1 rRNA gene is annotated in these 393 nt (G+C 53.4%); it reads left to right on the top strand.

The annotated features are described in order from the left end of the window. Positions 1-393, top strand: a 16S ribosomal RNA gene (locus MAQA_RS13325); the annotation flags it as partial.

Genomic DNA, 393 nt, shown 5'->3' with positions numbered 1-393 from the left:
TCGTCAGTCGTGTCGTGAGATGTTGGGTTAAGTCCCGCAACGAGCGCAACCCTTGATTTTAGTTGCCAGCATTTAGTTGGGCACTCTAAAGTGACTGCCGGTGCAAGCCGGAGGAAGGTGGGGATGACGTCAAATCATCATGCCCCTTATGACCTGGGCTACACACGTGCTACAATGGATGGAACAAAGGGCAGCGAAGCCGCGAGGTGAAGCCAATCCCATAAAACCATTCTCAGTTCGGATTGTAGGCTGCAACTCGCCTACATGAAGCCGGAATCGCTAGTAATCGCGGATCAGCATGCCGCGGTGAATACGTTCCCGGGCCTTGTACACACCGCCCGTCACACCACGAGAGTTTGTAACACCCGAAGTCGGTAGGGTAACCTTTATGGA

Origin of the sequence: Listeria aquatica FSL S10-1188 (assembly GCF_000525795.1) — a bacterium.
GTDB classification, from domain to species: domain Bacteria; phylum Bacillota; class Bacilli; order Lactobacillales; family Listeriaceae; genus Listeria; species Listeria aquatica.
Note: the sequence above shows the minus strand (reverse complement) of the source record. Positions and strands in the feature narration are given on the sequence as shown.